Annotated in this window: 18 protein-coding genes; 14 read left to right on the top strand and 4 right to left on the bottom strand. The window is 70.2% G+C overall.

All coding sequences use genetic code 11. The features are described from left to right. Positions 1-28: 28 nt before the first annotated feature. From ABZT04_RS19020 to ABZT04_RS18980, 9 genes are all read left to right on the top strand, one after another. Positions 29-1,036: an FKBP-type peptidyl-prolyl cis-trans isomerase gene (locus tag ABZT04_RS19020; RefSeq protein ID WP_356057787.1), complete on the top strand. Its 1,008-nt coding sequence runs from the start codon at positions 29-31 to the stop codon at positions 1,034-1,036. Positions 1,037-1,125: 89 nt separating this feature from the next. Beyond that, a complete protein-coding gene (locus ABZT04_RS19015) occupies positions 1,126-1,497 on the top strand; it encodes an FKBP-type peptidyl-prolyl cis-trans isomerase (RefSeq protein ID WP_356057786.1) in 372 nt (123 codons plus the stop codon). 130 nt (positions 1,498-1,627) lie between these two features. Beyond that, positions 1,628-2,581, top strand: coding sequence for a WYL domain-containing protein (locus ABZT04_RS19010; protein WP_356057785.1), 954 nt, complete (start codon positions 1,628-1,630; stop codon positions 2,579-2,581). Positions 2,582-2,600: 19 nt separating this feature from the next. Then, the gene (locus ABZT04_RS19005) at positions 2,601-3,626 is read left to right on the top strand and encodes a WYL domain-containing protein (protein WP_355906529.1); all 1,026 of its coding nucleotides are present in this window, start codon (positions 2,601-2,603) and stop codon (positions 3,624-3,626) included. Next, a complete protein-coding gene (locus tag ABZT04_RS19000) occupies positions 3,623-3,928 on the top strand; it encodes a hypothetical protein (RefSeq protein WP_355906532.1) in 306 nt (101 codons plus the stop codon). Before ABZT04_RS19005 ends, ABZT04_RS19000 begins: the two co-directional genes overlap by 4 nt. Before the next feature lie 20 nt (positions 3,929-3,948). Continuing rightward, entirely contained in the window at positions 3,949-4,143 is a 195-nt protein-coding gene (locus ABZT04_RS18995) for a hypothetical protein (RefSeq protein ID WP_356057784.1), read from the top strand. 261 nt (positions 4,144-4,404) lie between these two features. Continuing rightward, entirely contained in the window at positions 4,405-4,686 is a 282-nt protein-coding gene (gene tatA, locus ABZT04_RS18990) for a Sec-independent protein translocase subunit TatA (protein ID WP_356057783.1), read from the top strand. Positions 4,687-4,734: 48 nt separating this feature from the next. Next, entirely contained in the window at positions 4,735-5,694 is a 960-nt protein-coding gene (gene tatC, locus ABZT04_RS18985; RefSeq protein WP_356057782.1) for a twin-arginine translocase subunit TatC, read from the top strand. A gap of 96 nt (positions 5,695-5,790) precedes the next feature. Then, positions 5,791-8,655: a DEAD/DEAH box helicase gene (locus ABZT04_RS18980; RefSeq protein WP_356057780.1), complete on the top strand. Its 2,865-nt coding sequence runs from the start codon at positions 5,791-5,793 to the stop codon at positions 8,653-8,655. A 71-nt stretch (positions 8,656-8,726) separates the two neighbouring features. Here the strand turns inward: ABZT04_RS18980 and atzF are convergent, their stop codons facing one another. The 4 genes from atzF to ABZT04_RS18960 are packed head-to-tail and all read right to left on the bottom strand — an operon-like array spanning position 8,727 to position 15,338. Next, the gene (atzF, locus tag ABZT04_RS18975; protein WP_356057860.1) at positions 8,727-10,403 is read right to left on the bottom strand and encodes an allophanate hydrolase; all 1,677 of its coding nucleotides are present in this window, start codon (positions 10,401-10,403) and stop codon (positions 8,727-8,729) included. A gap of 8 nt (positions 10,404-10,411) precedes the next feature. Continuing rightward, the gene (locus tag ABZT04_RS18970) at positions 10,412-13,921 is read right to left on the bottom strand and encodes a 5-oxoprolinase/urea amidolyase family protein (protein WP_356057779.1); all 3,510 of its coding nucleotides are present in this window, start codon (positions 13,919-13,921) and stop codon (positions 10,412-10,414) included. Then, the gene (locus tag ABZT04_RS18965) at positions 13,918-14,517 is read right to left on the bottom strand and encodes an urea amidolyase associated protein UAAP2 (RefSeq protein ID WP_356057778.1); all 600 of its coding nucleotides are present in this window, start codon (positions 14,515-14,517) and stop codon (positions 13,918-13,920) included. The genes ABZT04_RS18970 and ABZT04_RS18965 overlap by 4 nt, the downstream gene beginning before the upstream one ends. Then, positions 14,514-15,338 (bottom strand): urea amidolyase associated protein UAAP1, encoded by an 825-nt coding sequence (locus ABZT04_RS18960; RefSeq protein ID WP_356057776.1) that lies wholly within the window; start codon positions 15,336-15,338, stop codon positions 14,514-14,516. The genes ABZT04_RS18965 and ABZT04_RS18960 overlap by 4 nt, the downstream gene beginning before the upstream one ends. Positions 15,339-15,512: 174 nt before the next feature. Between ABZT04_RS18960 and ABZT04_RS18955 the strand changes: the two genes are divergently transcribed. The 5 genes from ABZT04_RS18955 to ABZT04_RS18935 all read left to right on the top strand — a co-directional run bounded on the left by ABZT04_RS18955 (position 15,513) and on the right by ABZT04_RS18935 (position 19,436). After that, positions 15,513-16,148 carry a helix-turn-helix domain-containing protein gene (locus tag ABZT04_RS18955; protein WP_356057775.1) on the top strand — a complete coding sequence of 212 codons (636 nt, stop codon included), beginning with the start codon at positions 15,513-15,515 and terminating at the stop codon, positions 16,146-16,148. 283 nt (positions 16,149-16,431) lie between these two features. Then, on the top strand, positions 16,432-18,018 hold the full coding sequence (locus ABZT04_RS18950) for an ATP-binding protein (RefSeq protein WP_356057773.1): 1,587 nt from the start codon (positions 16,432-16,434) through the stop codon (positions 18,016-18,018). Further along, the gene (locus tag ABZT04_RS18945) at positions 18,015-18,422 is read left to right on the top strand and encodes a roadblock/LC7 domain-containing protein (protein WP_356057772.1); all 408 of its coding nucleotides are present in this window, start codon (positions 18,015-18,017) and stop codon (positions 18,420-18,422) included. Before ABZT04_RS18950 ends, ABZT04_RS18945 begins: the two co-directional genes overlap by 4 nt. Beyond that, positions 18,419-18,835, top strand: coding sequence for a DUF742 domain-containing protein (locus tag ABZT04_RS18940; RefSeq protein WP_356057770.1), 417 nt, complete (start codon positions 18,419-18,421; stop codon positions 18,833-18,835). The genes ABZT04_RS18945 and ABZT04_RS18940 overlap by 4 nt, the downstream gene beginning before the upstream one ends. Beyond that, positions 18,816-19,436 (top strand): ATP/GTP-binding protein, encoded by a 621-nt coding sequence (locus ABZT04_RS18935; RefSeq protein ID WP_356057769.1) that lies wholly within the window; start codon positions 18,816-18,818, stop codon positions 19,434-19,436. Before ABZT04_RS18940 ends, ABZT04_RS18935 begins: the two co-directional genes overlap by 20 nt. The last annotated feature ends 53 nt before the right edge of the window (positions 19,437-19,489 follow it).

Here is a 19,489-nt window from a genome sequence, read left to right as displayed (position 1 = left end):
AAGATCGACCGATTACGAGGCCTTCACCGTGCGCCGACGCTCCCTTCTCATCGCTGTTCCCGCAGGACTCGTGACGGTCGCGGGGTGCGGTGACAGCGATTCCTCCTCAAGCAAGGCCAGTGCGTCGCCGTCGCCGTCCGCCTCGGCCTCGTCGGTGCCGCCGCCGAAGCTGGTGGACGGGCCGGTTCCGGCGATCACGGCGGGCACGAAGTTCGACGAGAAGCCGACCGTCGCGAAGGGCACCGGCGACCCGTCGAAGAACCTCGCGGTCAAGACGGTCATCGCGGGCGGCGGCAAGGCCGTCGCCGAGGGCGACTTCGTCCAGGTCAACTACCTCGGCCAGATCTGGTCGACGGCGAAGGTCTTCGACAACTCCTACGACCGCAAGACCCCGTTGGTCATCCAGCTCGCCCAGGGCAGCATCATCGACGGCTGGCGCTACGGCCTCGCGGGCAAGAAGGTCGGCAGCCGCGTCGAGATGGCCATCCCGCCGACCTGGGGCTACGGCACGTCGGGCAACAGCCAGGCGGGCATCAAGGGCACCGACACGCTGGTCTTCGTGATCGATGTGCAGGACGCCTTCAACGTCAGCAGCTCCGCCAAGGGCACGGCCGTCGCGCAGTCCGACGCCGCGCTGCCCAAGGTCGGCACGAACACCGACGGCAAGGCCCCCTCGGTCACCGTCCCCAAGGCGGACCCGCCGAAGAAGCTGGTGTCGAACTACGTCCTGGAGGGCGACGGAGCCGTCGTCAAGGCCTCGCAGACGATCCTGTGCCAGTTCAAGGGCGTGGTCTGGAACACCGGCAAGGAGTTCGAATCCACGTACTCGCAGAAGCGGTTGAGCCAGTTCGCGATCTCTCAGATGGAGTCGATCGTCAAGGGACTGGCCCAGGGCGTCACCGGCAAGAAGGTCGGCAGCCGCGTCCTGATCGTCGCGCCGCCGGCCCTGGCCTACGGCAACACCCCGCCGAGCGGCGGTGCCATCAAGAAGGGCGACACGCTGGTCTTCACGGTCGACATCCTGGCGGCGATGTAGCCCCGCGGGTGAAGGCGTCCCGGCGCGCTACGCCTGCCGGGATGCGAGACTGTCCGAGTTGTCTTGTCGTACACAAGCAGGAGCTAGACGTGAGCATCGAGAAGCCCGAGATCGACTTCCCGGGCGGCGAGCCCCCGGCCGACCTGGAGATCAAGGACCTGTGGGAGGGTGACGGCGCCGTCGCGGAGGCGGGCCAGAACGTCACCGTCCACTACGTGGGCGTGGCCTTCAGCACCGGCGAGGAGTTCGACGCGAGCTGGAACCGCGGCACCCCGTTCAAGTTCCCGCTCGGTGGCGGCCGCGTCATCAAGGGCTGGGACCAGGGCGTGCAGGGCATGAAGGTCGGCGGCCGCCGCCAGTTGACCATCCCGGCGCACCTCGCCTACGGCAACCAGAGCCCGACTCCGGCGATCAAGCCGGGCGAGACCCTGATTTTCGTGGTCGACCTCGTCGCCGTCTGATCACCGGATCCGACCGGACCCGATCACCTGGGGCCCATGCCTGTTCGGGCATGGGCCCTCGGCTTTTGCCAGGCCGTCGTGGGGCGGTACGGTCATCGTTCGTAAGCACATAGGGAGGCGAAGGGCGTCGATGGCCATTGCCAAGGCCGAGCGGCTGATGAACCTCGCGCTGTGTCTGCTCGGGACGCGGCGGCCGCTCAGCAAGCGTGAGCTGCGTGAATCCATCGAGGCCTATCTCGAAGCGGGCAGCGACGACTCCTTCAACCGGATGTTCGAGCGCGACAAGGACGATCTGCGCGAACTCGGGCTCGTCATCGAGACGGTGGAGAACCTGGACGGCGAGGTCGGCTATCTCGCCCGCCGCGACAGCAACCGTCTGCCGCCCATCACCCTCGACGCCGAGGAGGCCGCCGCGCTCGGTCTCGCCGCCAAGGTGTGGCAGCAGGCCCGGCTCGCCGGCGCCGCCAGCGGAGCCCTGCAGAAGCTGCGCGCGGCCGGGATGCCCGAGGACCTCGACCCGTACGAACCGCACGGCGCCCTGGAGCCGCGCATTCCGGTGCACGAGGCGTCCTTCGAGCCGCTGATGCTGGCCTGCCGCGACCGCAGGCCCGTCGTGTTCGAGTACCGCAAGGCCACCGCCGCCCGCCCCGAGACCCGCAGCGTCGAACCCTGGGCCCTGGAGTGCTGGCGCGGCCACTGGTACCTGGCCGGCTGGGACCGGGACCGGGGTGCCGAGCGGGTCTTCCGGCTCTCCCGGATCACCGGCAGGGTGCGCTCCCGCAACGGGCGGTTCACCGCCGACGTACCCGACGTCGTGACCGTGCGCGAGACCGTCGCGAGCTGGGCGGGAGAGACCGCCGACCGCTCCGCGCTGATCCGGCTGCGCGCCGGCTCCGGGTACCCCTTGCGGGCGAAGGCCACGGCGGTTCGGGAACTCGGGGACGGCTGGGACGAGTTGGAGATTCCGTACGGCCACGGGCTGGACGCCTGGCTGGTGGAGTTCGGGCCCGACGTCGTCGTGCTGGAGCCGGCCGAGTTGCGGGCCGACGTGGTGGACCGGCTGCGTGCCGTGGCCAAGGGCTGAGGGGGAGCGGAAGAGAACTGTGGCAGGCAAACCGGTCAGGCCCGTCAACGCCATCGACCAGACCCGGCGGATGCTCTCCCTGGTGACCTATCTGAAGGAGCGCCCCGGAGCCCGCGTCGAGGACGTGGCCCGGGCCTTCGGGATCACGGAGGACGAGCTGGTGTCCGACCTCGACGTGCTGCCCATGTGCGGGACCAGCTTCCGGGGCGGTGACCTGCTCGACATCGACACCGACGGCGAGCGCATCTGGTGGCACAACCCGGACGATGTCGCCGAGCCGCTGCGGCTGGCCGCCGACGAGGCGACCGCGCTGCTGGTGGCCGCCCGCGCGGTGTCCACGCTGCCGGGCCTGCGCGAGAGCGACCGGCTGGCACTGCTGCGGGCCAACGCCAAGCTGGAGGCGGCGGCCGGCGAGGCAGCCGGTGCCAGCGCCCGGCTTTCGGTGACCTTCGAGTCCGAGGGCGGTGTCTTCGCGGACGTCGACCGGGCGATCTCGGAGCGCCGCCGCCTGTGGATCCGCTACTACTCACCCGCTCGGGACGAGTTGAGCGAGCGCGAGATCGACCCCATCCGCCTGGTCAGCGTCGGACACACGTATGTCGAGGCCTGGTGCCGGCGCTCCGAGGCGCGCCGCACCTTCCGGCTCGACCGGGTCGCCGAGATCAAGATCCTCGACGAGCCGTCCGCCCCGCCCGAGATCGAACTGCGGGACCTGTCCGAGGCGCTGGTGCAGCCCGCCGCCGAGGACCCGGAGGTCGTGGTGGAGGTCGGTCCTGGCGGGCGCTGGGTCGCCGAGTACTACCCGCACGACAGTGCCGATGAGCTTCCCGACGGCGGGTTGCGTATTACTCTGCGCACCCCCGACCCGGCGTCCCTGCGACGCCTGGCCCTGCGGCTCGGGCGTGACGGCCGGATCGTCTCGCCGAGCGACCTCGCCGACAGCGCCCGCCGGGCCGCGCGCGAGGCGTTGGCGGCGTACGACGGACCGCAGAGCGTGGTTGACGGTGTGCACGGTGTTGGCGACAGGCAGGAGCAAGAGCTGTGAGTGAGTCGACGGTGTCGGGTGTTCAGTCGGGTGTCCAGGGGATGACGGTGGCCGCCGCGTTCGCCGGGATGAAGAGCGTGGTGCCCGTGCTGTTCAGAGCGGGCTGCCCGGACTGCCGGGGCAACTTCGAACTGGCGGCGAGCGCCCTGCGCCTCGCCATCGGCGCCACCAGCCGCACCACCTTCTACTCCTTCACCTGCCCCGACTGCGGCGCCGCGGTCCGCAAGCCCGCGGGCGAGCGGATCGTCGAACTGCTCACCGGCGGCGGGGTCCGGACCCTGCGGCTGACCTCCGTCGGCTAGCAGGGTCTAGGCTCGCCCCCATGTTCTGGGCGATGGTCGCGGTAGCTGTTGGTTTTCTGGGTCTCGCCGTGCTGGGCGTGCTCGCTGTCCGGGTCTTCCTGGAGGCCCGGCGGCTCGGACTCCAGGTCACGGACTCGGCGCGGCGCATCAGCAGGGCGGCCGAGGACCTGGAGCGGGCGGCCGTCGCGACGGCCCGCTCCGTGGACGCACTGTGAGTCACATATGGGCGGGGTGTGAGTTCCGCGCCTGATGCGCTTCGCGTCACTTTGCCCTGTCACGTTGTCGGTGGGGACAGGTACGCTGCTGGTCGCGATCCGGATAACGAGGCCCGGAGCGCGGACCGGGAGTACGCACGGGGATTGCCTCACGTTTACCCCTGAGCGTTACGATCGCTGTCAGCACGATGGATCGGACAGATGTCCGACCGATCGGACAGCACCCACACCCCAGCCGCCTCGGTGAGAAGGTAAAGACTTATGTTCGGAAGGCTCGGAGCTCCCGAGATCATTCTCATCCTCGTCGTCATCGTGCTTCTGTTCGGCGCGAAGAAGCTTCCGGACATGGCCCGCTCCCTCGGCAAGTCCGCTCGCATCCTCAAGAGCGAAGCCAAGGCGATGAAGGAAGAGGGCAACAGCACCTCCGCCCCCGCAGGCCCGCCGAACACCGACGAGTCCGTGCAGCGCACCATCCAGGCCGCCCCCGGCGACGTGACCAGCTCGCGCCCCGTCACCGAGCCGTCGGACACGACCAAGCGCTGACGCAGGGCCGGGACGCCCCCGGCCTGCCGCACGAGATGAGGACGTGGGTTGCCTAAGCCCGCCCGCAAGAAGGAGAAGGACCCCGAGGGGCGGATGCCCCTCGCGGACCATCTGCGTGAGCTGCGCAACCGGCTCGCGAAGGCGATGCTCGCCATCATCGTGGTGACCTGCGTGGCCGCCTTCTACTACAACGACATCGTCAACGTCATCACCAAGCCGATCCTGCACTCGGTCGGTTGCACCCAGAACTTCGAGCAGTTGTCGAAGTCGACGGACAAGACCCAGTGCGCGCAGATCACGATCAACGGTCTGCTGACGCCGTTCACCCTGGCGTTGAAGGTGTCCCTGATGGCCGGCGTCGTCCTGGCCTCCCCGGTCTGGCTGTACCAGCTCTGGGGCTTCGTCGCTCCCGGTCTGCACAAGAACGAGAAGAAGTACGCGCTCTCCTTCGTCGGCACCGGCGTCCCCCTGTTCCTCGGCGGCGCCTACTTCGCCTACCGGGTGCTGCCCACCACGGCGAAGGTCCTGATCGGCTTCACGCCGAAGGACGTCAACAACCTGCTGCCGTTGGACGACCTGCTCGACCTGGTCACGCGCATGGTGCTCGTCTTCGGGCTCTCCTTCGAGCTGCCGCTGCTGCTGATCATGCTCAACCTCACGGGTGCGCTGACCGGCAAGCGGATGCTCGGCTGGTGGCGCGCCATGATCCTCGGCATCACGGTCTTCGCGGCCGTCGCCACCCCCAGCACCGACCCGCTGACCATGCTGGCTCTGGCCGGCCCGATCTGGGTGCTGTACTTCGGCGCGGTCGTCTTCTCCCTGCTGAACGACCGCCGCAAGCGCCGTCGCGAGGCGGAGGGACCGGACGACGACGAGGCCTCCGACCTGGACCTCACCCCCGAGGACATCGGCGATGTCGAAGCCGTCTCGGCCGGCCGGGCAGCCCTCCCCGAGCAGGCGGGCGGCACGGGTTCGGACCGGGTCAACGGCTATGACGACGTGACCTGATCACCGCCAGTTCTTCGCCGAGACCGGCCTTTCCCGCACCGCGGGCGGCCGGTCTCCGTGTGTGTACGGCGTGTGTACGGCCGGTGGGAACGGATAATGATCGTCCTGTTGTCAGTGGCGCCCGGTACGCTCGAAAGCACGATGACAGAGGACCTCTCCCCGGCCGAGCGGTACGCGGCTTCCCGCCTGCGGGCAGCCGAGCAGGCCACCGCGCTCGCGGACTTCCGCGAGATGTACGACTTCGGTCTCGACCCCTTCCAGATCGAGGCCTGCCAGGCGCTCGAAGCGGGGAAGGGCGTGCTGGTCGCGGCGCCCACCGGCTCCGGCAAGACGATCGTCGGCGAGTTCGCCGTCCACCTCGCCCTCCAGCAGGGCAAGAAGTGCTTCTACACGACCCCCATCAAGGCACTGTCGAACCAGAAGTACGCCGACCTGTGCCGCCGTTACGGCGCGGACAAGGTCGGCCTGCTCACCGGCGACAACAGCGTCAACTCCGAGGCACCGGTGGTCGTCATGACCACCGAGGTCCTGCGGAACATGCTGTACGCCGGTTCGCAGACCCTCCTCGGCCTCGGATACGTGGTCATGGACGAGGTGCACTACCTCTCCGACCGCTTCCGCGGCGCCGTCTGGGAAGAGGTGATCATCCACCTCCCCGAGTCGGTGACCCTGGTCTCCCTGTCGGCGACGGTGTCGAACGCCGAGGAGTTCGGCGACTGGCTCGACACCGTCCGCGGCGACACCGAGGTGATCGTCTCCGAGCACCGGCCGGTTCCGCTGTTCCAACACGTACTCGCCGGACGCCGGATGTACGACCTGTTCGAGGAGGGCGAGGGCAACAAGAAGGCCGTCAACCCCGACCTCACGCGCCTGGCCCGTATGGAGGCCCAGCGCCCGTCGTACCAGGACCGCAGACGCGGCCGCGCCATGCGCGAGGCCGACCGGGAGCGCGACCGCAGGCAGCGCTCACGGGTGTGGACACCGGGCCGCCCCGAGGTCATCGAGCGGCTCGACGCCGAGGACCTGCTGCCCGCCATCACCTTCATCTTCAGCCGTGCCGCCTGCGAGGCCGCCGTACAGCAGTGTCTGTACGCCGGGCTGCGGCTCAATGACGACGAGGCGCGGGAGAAGGTGCGGGCGCTCGTCGAGGAGCGCACATCGTCCATCCCGTCCGAGGACCTGCATGTCCTCGGGTACTACGAGTGGCTGGAAGGCCTGGAGCGCGGCATCGCGGCCCACCACGCGGGCATGCTGCCGACGTTCAAGGAGGTCGTGGAGGAGCTGTTCCTGCGCGGGCTCGTGAAGGCCGTGTTCGCTACGGAGACCCTGGCGCTCGGCATCAACATGCCCGCGCGCTCGGTGGTGTTGGAGAAGCTCGTCAAGTGGAACGGCGAGCAGCACGCCGACATCACCCCCGGCGAGTACACCCAGTTGACCGGCCGGGCAGGCCGTCGCGGCATCGACGTCGAAGGCCACGCCGTCGTGCTGTGGCAGCGCGGGATAAGCCCCGAGCACCTCGCGGGGCTGGCCGGCACCCGCACCTATCCGCTGCGCTCCAGCTTCAAGCCGTCGTACAACATGGCGGTCAACCTCGTCGACCAGTTCGGGCGGCACCGGTCGCGGGAGCTGCTGGAGACGTCCTTCGCACAGTTCCAGGCGGACAAGTCGGTCGTCGGGATCTCGCGGCAGGTGCAGCGCAACGAGGAGGGCCTGGAGGGCTACAAGGACTCCATGACCTGCCACCTGGGCGACTTCGACGACTACATGCGGCTGCGCCGCGAGCTCAAGGACCGGGAGACCGAGCTGGCCCGCCAGGGCATGGCGCTACGGCGGGCCGAGTCCGCCGTGGCGCTGGAGAAGCTCAAGCCGGGAGACATCATCCATGTCCCGACCGGCAAGTACGCGGGCCTGGCACTGGTGTTGGACCCGGGCCTGCCCGCCGGGCGGTCGAACGGCCATCGCGGCTTCGAGCAGCACGACGGGCCGCGTCCGCTGGTCCTGACGGCCGAGCGGCAGGTCAAGCGGCTCGCGTCGATGGACTTCCCCGTCCCCGTCGAGGCCTTGGACCGGATGCGGATCCCGAAGTCCTTCAACCCCCGTTCCCCGCAGTCCCGTCGGGACCTCGCGTCCGCGCTGCGCACCAAGGCCGGGCACATCCCGCCGGAGCGGGCCCGCAAGCAGCGCTCGCAGGCGGCGGACGACCGGGAGATCGCGCAGTTGCGTACGGCGATCCGGGCGCATCCGTGTCATGGGTGCAACGACCGTGAGGACCATGCGCGTTGGGCCGAGCGGTATCACCGGCTGCAGCGGGACACCACGCAGCTGGAGCGGCGTATCGAGGGGCGGACCAACACGATCGCCCGCACCTTCGACCGGATCGTCGCGCTGCTCACCGAGCTGGACTATCTGCGCGGCGACGAGGTCACCGAGCACGGCAAGCGGCTGGCCCGGCTCTACGGCGAACTCGACCTGCTGGCGAGTGAGTGTCTGCGGGAGGGTGTCTGGGAGGGTCTCGCCCCTGCCGAACTGGCCGCGTGCGTCTCGGCGTTGGTGTTCGAGGCCCGCGTCAGCGACGACGCCACGACGCCCAAGGTGCCCTCCGGCAAGGCCAAGGCCGCGCTGGGGGAGATGGTGCGGATCTGGGGGCGTCTCGATGCCCTGGAGGAGGATTTCCGGATCACGCAGACCGAGGGGGTCGGGCAGCGGGAGCCCGATCTCGGCTTCGCCTGGGCCGCGTACATGTGGGCCAGTGGGAAGGGGCTGGACGAGGTCCTTCGGGAGGTCGAGATGCCGGCCGGGGACTTTGTCCGGTGGTGCAAGCAGGTGATCGATGTGTTGGGGCAGATTTCGGCGGCGGCACCGGTTTCTGGTGGGGAGGCTTCCTCGACCGTGGCCAAGAATGCGCGTAAGGCTGTTGAGTTGTTGCTGCGGGGGGTTGTGGCGTACTCGTCGGTGGGGTGAGGGTTCGCTGTCGCTGGGGTGCGCCCACGCGGCGGAGCCGCATATGTCACAGCCCCGCGCCCCTGAAAAAACTAGCGGTTCAGGTAGGTTCGCCAGGCGCCGTACCTGGTGATGTCCTCTGCGTCCGACAGCGCGGCCGGTTCGCAGAGGAAGCCCGGCACCCTCGTGCCGTCCGCCAGTTCCACGCTCCCCAGTGTCATCGGGCGGGGGAGGGCCGCCAGCAGTCGGCCCAAGCCCTCTGCCGGTAGGCGCCATATCTCCGTCTCGATCTCCGCGCCGCCCTCGCCCACGTGCACAAGGCCCGGCTTGGGTGGGGTCGTTGGGAGGGCGTGCAAGCGGTAGAGCGGGGCCGTTGTGGTGGTGTGGTCCAAGTGGGCGCCCAGGGCAAGGAGTTGGGGGTTCAGGGGCTGGCCCGTCAAGTGGGCTCCCATCACTGCCAGTTGGACCGGTGGGTTCAGCTCCTGCGCGATTCGGGCCAGGCGGTCGTCCGTGAAGGCCGGGCCGATCAGCATCACGCCGAAGGGCAGGGCGTTCACCTCGCCTGCGGGGACTGCCACCGCTGCCAGGTCGAAGAGGTTGGTCGAGTTGGTGAAGCGGCCCAGGCGGGCGTTGGCTCCCAAGGGATCGGCCGCTACCTCGGACAGCGTGGGGTGGCCCGGTGTGGTGGGGAGCAACAGGGCGTCCGCGTCGGCCAGTTCGGTCAGGGCGCGGGTGCGGAGAGTGGTCAGGCGCTCCTGGTCGTCGTAGAGCTGGTGGGCCGGGACGGCTCGGGCTCGGGTGATGATGCCGGTGACCGTGGGGTCCAGGCCCGCAACTCCGTCCGCCATCGCCTTGTCGACGAAGGCCCCTACCGCCGTGTAGCGCTCGGCCACGAACGCTCCCTCGTAGAGCATCGCCGCCGCTTCCGTGAAGGGGGTGAGGTCGAGGGTGCGGATCTCACAGCCTGCCGTTCTGAATCGGCTTACCGCCGCCTCGTAGGCCTCCGCCCACCCCGCGTCCAGTTCGCCCAACTGATCGCGTGGCGGGACCGCGATACGCCAGGGGCCCGGTCGGCGCTGGGGGAGAGGCGGGAGGCCGCGGTCCGGTGGGGAGGTCAGGAAGGACAGGGCCTGCTCGGCCTCGGGGAGGGTGCGGGCGAAGACCGTCACGCAGTCGATCGAGGCGCAGGCCGGGACCACGCCGGCCGTCGGGACCAGGCCCCGGGTGGGCTTGAGGCCGACGATGCCGTTGAAGGCGGCGGGGACCCGGCCGGAGCCCGCCGTGTCGGTGCCGAGTGCGAGGTCGACGATGCCGAGGGCCACGGCGACGGCGGAACCGGCGCTGGAGCCGCCGCTGATCCGGGCCGGGTCATGAGCATTGCGGACCGCGCCGTACGGGGAGCGGGTGCCGACCAGGCCGGTGGCGAACTGGTCGAGGTTCGTGGTGCCGAGCGCGATCGCTCCCGCCGCACGGAGGCGGGCGACGGCCGGGGCGTCCGCCTCGGGCTCGTAGGCATACGCCGGGCAGCCCGCCGTCGTCGGAAGGCCGTGCACGTCTATGTTGCCCTTGGCAGCGAACAGGCGGCCCGCGAGGGGCAGTTGCTCGCCGGCCGCCAGTCGCTCGTCGATCGCCCGCGCCTCTGACTCGACGTCCGGTTGCGGGCGCAGGTCGATCCAGATCTCGGGGCGGTCCACCGCCTCGATGCGGGCGTAGGCGGCGCGGACTCGGGACACGGTGGTCGACATCTCTTGTTGCTCCTTGCGGTTCAGGCTGCGGTTCAGCTTGCGGGGGCGAGGACGAGCAACGCCGTGCCCGCTTCGACCTGGTCGCCGGGCCTGGCCAGGATCTCGGTCACCACGCCGGTCATCGGAGCGTGGACCCTGGACTCCATCTTCATCGCCTCCAGGGCGAGGAGCGGCTGGCCGACCGTCACCTCGTCTCCCGGCTCCACGTTCAACTGCCATACGGACGCGGCGAATTCGGCCTCCACCAGCCGTCCGCCGGCCGGGACCGTCACCTCGGCCCGCGGTGGTGCCGGGACGGCCGCCGCCTCCGCCCGGGTGAACTCTCCCGCCGCCTCCCAGGCGTCGCGCTCCGCGCCGAACGCGGTCTGCTGGCGCGACCTGAACTCCGCGATGGAATCGGCGTGTTCGGCGAGGAACGCGTCGTACTCGGCGAGCGAGAAGGTGCCCTTCTCGATACGCGGGACGAAGCGCCCGGAGGTGATGTCGGCCCGGAGTTCCAGGAGTTCGTCGGCCTCCACCGGGTACCACTTGATGCGGTCGAAGAAGCGCAGCAGCCACGGTGAGCCCGGCTCGAACGCGCCGCGCTGCTGCCAGCCCGACCACACCTGGGTCGTACGGCCCACGAACTGGTAGCCGCCGGGGCCCTCCATGCCGTAGACGCAGAGGTAGGCCCCGCCGATGCCGACCGAGTTCTCGGCGGTCCAGGTGCGGGCCGGGTTGTACTTGGTGGTGACCAGGCGGTGGCGCGGGTCCAGGGGGGTCGCCACCGGGGCGCCCAAGTAGACGTCTCCCAGGCCCAGTACGAGGTATTCGGCGTCGAAGACCGTGTCGTAGACATCCCGCACCGAGTCCAGGCCGTTGACGCGGCGGATGAACTCGATGTTCCAGGGGCACCAGGGGGCGTCGTCGCGGACGCCGGCCATGTAGCGGGCGATGGCCTCGCGGGTCGCCGGGTCGTCCCAGGAGAGGGGAAGGTGGACCGTGCGGGAGGGGACGATCAGTTGATCGGTGGGTGGGAGGGCCGCCGCTATCTCCCTTACGGCGGTGAGGAGTTGGGGTTGGGGCAGGCGGCTCGGGTCCGTGCGGATCTGGAGGGAGCGGATGCCGGGGGTGAGGTCGGTGATCCCGTCGAGGTCGGTCTCGACGATCGACTCCATCAGGGCGTGGACGCGCATGCGCAACGCCAAGTCCAGTTGCATGGGCCCGAATTCGACCAGCAGGTTGTCGTCGCCGCTGCGGCGGAAGGTGACGTCGCCGTCGCGGGCCAGGATTCCGCCGTCCACGATGTCGGGGCGGGGCGAGCCGTCGACGTTCACCGGGCGGAAGCGGACCGTGTCGCCGGGCCTGAACTGGCCGAGTTTCCAGCGCTCTTGGCTGATGACCGTCGCCGGGCAGACGAAACCGCCGAGGGACGGGCCGTCGGGCCCGAGCAGGACCGGCATGTCGCCCGTGTAGTCGACGGCGCCGACCGAGTACGGGGTGTCGTGGATGTTGGAGGGGTGCAGGCCGGCCTCGCCGCCGTCGGAGCGGGCCCAGCGGGGCTTCGGGCCGACCAGCCGGACGCCCGTGCGCGCCGAGTTGAAGTGGACCTTCCAGTCGGCGGCGTAGAAGTCGCGGATGTCGTCCTCGGTGAAGAACTCCGGTGCCGCGTGCGGGCCTTCGGCCGCCGCCACCTCCCATACGGCGCCGAGGACCGGGCGGTCGGCGGCCGGCACCGGCCTGCCCTCGGCGACCCTGCCGCCGTGCAGGACGTCGCCGGTGCGCAGCGCCCGGCCGCCGTGACCGCCGAACCGGCCCAGCGTGAAGGTGCTCGCGCTGCCGAGGAAAGCGGGCACGTCCAGGCCGCCCGCCACCAACACATAGGTCCGCAGCCCGTGTCGGTCCGGTGCACCGATCTCCAGGAGAGCGCCCGGAGGTACCGTCACCGGTTCCCACTGGGGGACCGGCGCGCCGTCGACGGTCACCGGCGCCGGTGCGCCCGTCACGCACACGGTGGTGGCGTGGGTGAACCTCAACGCCGGTCCCTGGAGGGTGCATTCGAGGCCGGGGGTGCCGTCCTCGTTGCCGAGCGCGCGGTTGCCGAGGCGGAAGGAGAGGTCGTCCATGGGGCCGCAAGGGGGGACGCCGACCTGCCAGTAGCCGGTACGGCCGGGCCAGTCCTGCACGGTGGTGAGGGTGCCGCCGGAGACGATCTCGATGCGGGGAGTGGGGTCGGTGACGGTGGTGAGGGTTGCCGTGGAGTGGGTGGCCGCCCGGAAGTCCGGTGCGGCGAGCGCCGCCCGGACCAGGCCCAGGTTCGTCTCGATGCCGTCCACGCGGGTGCGGGCCAGCGCCTCGTCGAGGCGGCGGAGCGCCTGGGCGCGGTCCGGCCCGTACGCGATGACCTTCGCGAGCATCGGGTCGTACGACGTCGTCACCTCGGTGCCGGTCTCCACCCAGCCGTCGACGCGCACGCCCTGCGGGAACTCGACACGGGTCAACAGGCCCGCGCTGGGCCGGTGTTCGCGGGAGGGGTCCTCGGCGTAGACGCGGGCCTCGACGGCGTGACCGCGCGGGGTGCCCGGGTCGCGGACGACGTCCCGCTCGCCGCGGGCCAGGCGCAGCATCCAGGCGACGAGGTCGACGCCGTAGACCTCCTCGGTGACCGGATGTTCCACCTGGAGACGGGTGTTGACCTCCAGGAAGTAGGCCTCCTCGCGCCGCGCGTCGTAGACGAACTCGACGGTCCCGGCGGAGCGGTAGCCGACCGAGGCGCACAAGTCGCGGGCGGACCGGGCGAGTTGCTGACGGATGCGTGAGGGGAGTCCCGGTGCGGGGGCCTCCTCCACCACCTTCTGGTTGCGGCGCTGGAGGGAGCAGTCGCGGTCGCCGAAGGTGACGACCGTGCCCTCGCCGTTGCCGAAGACCTGTACTTCGACATGGCGGGCGTGTTCGACGAGGCGTTCCAGGAAGACACCGGCCAAGGAGAAGGAGGCGGCGGCGACGCGCTGCACCCGCTCCCAGGCCTCGGTGAGTTCCTCGGCGGAGTGGCAGGCCGACATGCCGATGCCGCCGCCTCCGCCGGTCGCCTTGAGCATGACGGGGTAGCCGATCCGCGTGGCTTGGGTGAGTGCCTCGTCCCGGTTTGCCAACAGGCCTGTGCCCGGCGCCAGTTGTACTCCCGCCGCCTCGGCAGCCGCCCGTGCCGTGTGCTTCGCGCCGAACAGCTCCAGTTGCCCGGGCGTCGGGCCCACGAACACGATCCCAGCGTCCTCGCAGCGCCGGGCGAAGGCCGCGTCCTCGGAGAGGAAGCCGTAGCCCGGGTGGATCGCGCCCGCGCCGGTGTCCTTCGCCGCCTTCAGCACCAGGTCGGCGTCGAGGTACGACTCCTTCGCGGGCGCCGGGCCGAGCCGTACCGCCTCGTCGGCTAGCCGGACGTGGGGCGCCGAGCGGTCGGCGTCGGAGTACACGGCGACCGTGCGCAGGCCGAGTTCGCGTGCCGTGCGGATGACACGGACGGCGATCTCGCCCCGGTTGGCGATCAGCAGCGTGTCGAAGGTCATGCGGGAACCCCGATCGTCATCTCCACGGCCGTCGGCTCGAAGCCGTTGCAAGGGTTGTTGATCTGGGGGCAGTTGGAGACCAGGACCAGGACGTCGCGTTCGGCGCGCAGGGTCAGTTTCAGGCCCGGTGCGGAGAGGCCGTCGACGATGCCGAGGGTGCCGTCCTGCTCGACCGGCACGTTCATGTACCAGTTGATGTTGGAGACCAGGTCCCGTTTGCCGAGGCCGTACTTGGCGCCCTCGGCCAGGAAGTTGTCCACGCACGCGTGCTGTGCCCAGGTGTGATGGCCGTAGCGCAGGCTGTTCGACTCCTTGGAACAGGCGCCGCCGACGGTGTCGTGTCGGCCCACCTCGTCGTCGGTCACGGTCATCAGTGGGGTGTGCTCGTTGGACATGAGCACACTGCCGGCGGTCAGGAAGAGGTTGCCCTGGGCCTGGATGGTGTCGGGGGCGCTGTAGCGGACCGTCGTGTCGTGGGCGTCGTAGACGAGGAAGTCGACGGCCTGGTTGCCGTGCAGGTCGGTGACGGTGAGCGTCTCGCCCGTGCGGACGACGGCGGACCAGGCAGCGCGTGCCGGGACGGTCGCGGTCTTCATATGAGCCCCCTCGCGGCGAGGAATTCGGCGGTGTTGAGGAAGGCGCGGCGGCCTTCGGGGGTGGCCTCCCACAGCGGGTCGCCCGGTGCGGTCGCCTCGGCGCGCCAGGCGAGGACCTCCAGCGGGGTGCTGACGTAGTCCTCGCGCGGATCGGCCGGGTGCGGCACGTTCGCGATCAGTACGGTCACGTCCTGCTCGGCGCGCAGGGTCACACTGCCGCCGGGGCCGGCCGAGCCGGTGAAGTCGAGGGAGCCGTCGTCGAGGACCGCGACGCCCTGGAAGAAGGAGAGCGAGGGTGGGAGGTCGCGGGGTTCGAGGCCGTTCTTCGCGGCGGCCAGCTTGAAGAGTTCGCGGCCGGCGGGGGAGTCGGACTGCGGGGTGCCGTCGCCGTAGCGCCCGGTGTTGCGGACGAGGGTGGAGGTGCCGCACAGCGCGTCGTGCCGGCCCGAGGTGTCGGTGACGAGGGAGGCGAGGACGCGGCCCTGGTCGGAGAGGAGGAGCCGGCCCTCGCCGAGGTAGGCGTTCCACTGGACCTTGACCGTGTCGGCGACGTTCAGCCGCTCCCAGGGGCGGTCGGCCGCGTACAGGAGCAGATGGGCGCAGGCGTCGCCGCGCAGGTCGGTCAGGCGGAGCTCGGTGCCGCGGGCCAGGACGCGATGGGTGTAGTTGCCGCCCGCGACCGTCTCGGCCCACACCAGGTGGCCCGCCTCGCAGGGGGGTGCCGGCCAGTCGCCGGCCGGGACGACGGGCATGGCCTCGGCCCGTTCGCCCTCCTGGGCGCGGGCGTGGGCGCGGGCTCCGTAAGTGGTCGCTGTCGCCATCGCGGGGACCTCCGGCTGCGGGGACATCTCGGTCGTACGACATTTCTGTCGCTCGACAGAAATTAGGAGGCGGCCGGGTCGCCGCGATTGCCCGGGTGTTGCCGGTCGGTTACCGAGCCCTCACGAAGATCGCCGGGCGTTCGCCGTGCGGGGCCGTGTGCGAGGATCGAACGCATGGGGACGACAGGTGCACAGGGGGGCCGCCGGGTCGGCAGGCCGCGGGCCGAGCGGCGGCCGGACAGCGGACTGTCCCCACGTGACGAACTCCTCTCGGCCGCCGCGGAGTTGTTCACCACCCGCGGCTACGCGGCCACCACCACCCGGGCCGTCGCCGAGCGCGCGGGCATGCGGCAGGCGTCCATGTATCACTACGTCTCCGGCAAGGAGGAACTGCTCGCGGACCTCCTGGAGTCCACGGTCACGCCCTCGCTGATCTGCGCCAGGAACCTGCTCGCCGACGACACTGTCCCGGCCGAGGACCGGCTGTGGGAGCTGTGCCGGACCGACGTCGAGCTGCTGTGCGGCGGCTCGCACAACCTCGGCGGGCTCTATCTGCTGCCCGAGGTGCGCGCCGAGCGCTTCGCCGGCTTCCATGCCGTGCGCGCCGAACTCAAGGACGCCTACCGGCAGTTGCTCGCCGCGACCGCCGCCGGTGGGGCGCTCGCCAAGAGCGAGCTGGAGCTGCGCACGGATCTGCTGTTCGGGCTGATCGAGGGTGTCATCCTGGTGCACCGCTCCGACCCCGAGCGCCCGGTGTCCGCCTTCGCGGAGGCCACGGCCGACGCCGCGCTGCGCATCGCCGGAATCTGATCCGGAACGGCGGCCTCACTCCTTACGGTGAGTGATTTTCGCCTGCTCGCATGAGGTTACGCAATGTGTTCGAATGACGGCGCAGCGTGTAAATGGGCCGAGAGTACTCCTCCCTTGTGTCCCTTTTCAGGGGCTTGCCGAATATGACACGGCGATGATCCGGTCGGACTAAGCTCGCCCGCAGCGCACCGAGTTGGCCTGTATTCGTGCGCTTGTTCCCAAACATGCAAAAGATACAGAAGCTCCCCCCATCCCCCCAGTCGACCTGTCTCAGAGGGCATACATGGTGAGTGTTCAATCGCCTCCCGGTGGCCGTGAACTTCCCTACGCGCGCGTGCTGTTGCTGCCGGCCATAGTGATGGCCGCGGCGACCGGAGCCGCCGTCGCCCTGGTGGCGGGGTCGGCCCGGCTGGCCGTCGGCTGCTGCGGTGCCGTGGCCACGCTCCTGGTGATCGCCACGGCCGCCGAAGCCGTACGCCGCGGGCGCACCCTTCGGGAGCAACGCGTCCGACACGACCATCACGCCGCGTATCTGCAACGCCGGATCGCCGACCAGGAGCAGGAGATGGTCCGCCTCGGCGAGGAGATCCTGCCCGCCGCGCTGTACCGGCTCGGCGGCGGAGAATCCCCCGCAGAGGTGATTCGCCAAGTCGTCGACGCCGATCCCGAGTGGCACCAACTTCCCGAACAGCAGCGCCAATTGCTGAGGACCGTGCTCGGCATCGTGGAGCGCGAGGAGATCATGCGTGACTCCGCGCAGCGCTCCTTCGTCAGCATCGCCCGGCGCGTTCAGGCCATCGTCCACCAACAGGCCAAGGAACTCCGCGAGATGGAGGAGGACCACGGCCGCAACCCCGAGGTCTTCGACGACCTGCTGCGCATCGACCACGGCACCGCGCTGATCGGCCGGCTCGCCGACTCCATCTCCGTGCTCGGCGGCGGCCGCCCCGGACGCCAGTGGCCCGAGCCCGTACCGCTGTACAGCGTGCTGCGCGGCGCGATGTCCCGCATCCTGGAGTACCGGCGCATCTCGCTGGACTCCATCGCCAAGGTCAACGTCCACGGTGTCTCGGTGGAACCGGTCATCCACGCCTGCGCCGAACTCCTCGACAACGCCACCCGCTACTCGCCCCCGCAGACCAAGGTGCACGTCACCGCCGTGGAGGTGCAGACCGGTGTCGCCATCGAGATCGAGGACGGCGGCGTCAGCCTCAGCGAGGAGTCGAGGGCCCGTGCCGAAGGCATGCTGGAGCGGGCCATGGCCGGCACCGACCTCCAGGACCTGGGCGAGACCCCACGCCTGGGCCTCGCCGTCGTGGGCCGCCTCTGCGCGGCGTACAACATGCAGATCTCGCTGCGTGCCTCGGCCTACGGCGGGGTCCGCGCCGTGCTCATCGTGCCGAGCGAGATGCTCACCACCGGCACCGCTCCCGGCCTCGCCCACGGCATCGGCGCCACCGCCCTGCCCAAGGCGGAACTCGGCGCGGTCGACGGTCCCAAGCGCACGGTCAAGCGCCGCCGCCCCACCAGCCCGCGCATCCGGGCCTCGGTGAGCATGGAGGACGACGTCCCCGAGGTCACCGAGTGGACGGCGGGCGGCCTGCCGCAGCGCCGCAGCCGGGTCAAGATCCCGCTCGCCCAGCGGTACGCCGAACAGGCCGCCGCCGACCGCGCCGAGGCCGCCGCACGCGAGGCCCGCTCCGCCTGGGGGCCGCCCGTGCCCGAGCCGGAGCCCAAGGAAGAACCCGAACCGGGCCTGTGGGTCGAGGCGTTCATGAACGGCCTCAAGGGTGACCCGGACCCGACCGCATTCACCCAGAAGACCGAGCCGGCCCGTGTCGAGGCCGACGACGAGGGGGATCTCAAGTGATCCAGCAGCGAGCCAACTTCGACTGGATGCTCAAGGACCTCGCCGACGGAGTACCCGGCATCCAGCAGATCGTGGTGCTCTCCGCCGACGGCCTGCGCATCGCCCGCTACGGCGGCGACCCGGACGCCGCCGACCGCGTCGCCGCCGCCTGCGCGGGACTGCAGAGCCTGGCGGGTGCCGTCGCCTCCGAGATCCCGAACAGCGACGGCCGGATGAAGATGGTCATCATCGAGATCAACGGCGGCTACTTCTACCTCATGGCGGCCGGCGCCAACGCCTACCTCGCCGTGCTGTCCGACGTGGTCGCCGAGCCCGGTCTCATGAGCAACCGCATGCGCGACCTCGTGGTCAGAATCGGCGCCCACCTCACCAGCCCGCCGAGGCGCAACGGGCAGACCGTATGACTCCTCCGAAACGCCAACGGCGACATCCCAAAGAAGCCCCGCCGCCGAGTCCCGCCGGTCAACAGGGCGGGAAACAAGGCGAGGGAAAGATCCCCGAGCGGTTGTACGTGCTCACCGGCGCGGCCGAGGACGGCGACCGCGCCGAACTCGACCTGGTGACGCTGATCGTGGCCCGCGCCGACGTACCGCAGTCCGCCACGCCGGAGCAGGCGGCGTTACTCCGGCTCTGTATCGCCCCCCTGTCCGTGGCCGAACTGTCGGCCTATCTCAATCTGCCGTACAGCGTGGTGACCGTCCTGCTCACCGGGTTGCTGGCGGCCGAACTGGTGCAGGCACGCGCCCCGATCGTCCGCCAGGCGCTGCCCGACCGTTCCCTCCTCGAAGCGGTGATGCATGGACTTCAAAAGCTCTGACACCATCACGGGTCCACGGTCCGAGGACCATCTCCCGCACACGGCCCAGGCCGCGGTGAAGATCGTGATCGTCGGTGGCTTCGGGGTCGGCAAGACGACCATGGTCGGTTCGGTCAGCGAGATCAGGCCGCTGACCACCGAGGAGACCATGACGCAGGCCGGCGTCGGAGTCGACGACAACTACGGCTCGGACACCAAGACGGCCACCACCGTCGCCATGGACTTCGGCCGGATCAGCATCACCGACCAGTTGGTGCTGTACCTCTTCGGCACCCCCGGCCAGGAACGCTTCTGGTTCCTGTGGAACGGGCTCTTCGAAGGGGCGCTCGGCGCGGTGGTGCTGATCGACACCCGCCGCCTGGAGGTCAGCTTCGACGTCATAGGGCGGCTGGAGGAGCGCGGGGTGCCGTTCGTGATCGCCGTCAACTCCTTCCCGGACGGCCCGCGTTATCCCGTCGAGGACCTGCGCACCGCGCTCGACCTGTCCCCGGACGTCCCGATCATCGAGTGCGACGCGCGGCGCCGTGCCTCCAGCCGGGACGTCCTGATGACGCTGATGCGCTTCCTGCACTCCCTCGCCATGACGGGCTCACTCACCTGACCCGGCCCTTCTGCCCCAACTCCCCTGACACCGGATCCACTTCGGAGCGATCA

Origin of the sequence: Streptomyces sp. NPDC005492, from assembly GCF_040605995.1 — a bacterium.
Taxonomy (GTDB): Bacteria; Actinomycetota; Actinomycetes; order Streptomycetales; family Streptomycetaceae; genus Streptomyces.
This window is presented reverse-complemented; position numbering and strand designations above follow the sequence as displayed.